The organism is Colwellia sp. MB3u-4, from assembly GCF_014077065.1.
Lineage (GTDB): Bacteria > Pseudomonadota > Gammaproteobacteria > Enterobacterales > Alteromonadaceae > Cognaticolwellia.
Genome location: NZ_JACGVE010000001.1, coordinates 1 through 385 on the forward strand (window position 1 = coordinate 1; position 385 = coordinate 385).

Genomic DNA, 385 nt, shown 5'->3' on the forward strand with positions numbered 1-385 from the left:
TCACCAAAGCTTTTCGCAGATTAACACGTCCTTCATCGCCTCTAACTGCCAAGGCATCCACCACATACGCTTAGTCACTTAACCATACAACCCCAAGTAGTTTCAAAAGAAGCTAGCTAGTACACACCGGAGACTAATCCAATGCAATTGTAAAGTCTGACATTTTCACGCACACAAAGTGTGTCTTGAATAAGAGTGGTAACAAATATAACTCGTAAAAGTAAACTTATTACCGGGTCGATTACGTCTTCGAGGAGAATCCGTAATCACCATCATTAACAGGCGATATTCCTATTAATAACAGCTTGGTATTTATAATTTACAAACAACAGCGCGACACCGTGTTCATCATATAAATACCGGTATTTATATCAGCTTTCCAGAT

Annotated in this window: 1 rRNA gene; it reads right to left on the reverse strand. The window is 39.2% G+C overall.

Annotated elements, in window-relative coordinates:
* Nucleotides 1–84, reverse strand: a 23S ribosomal RNA gene (locus H4J61_RS00005); the annotation flags it as partial.
* Nucleotides 85–385: the final 301 nt, after the last annotated feature.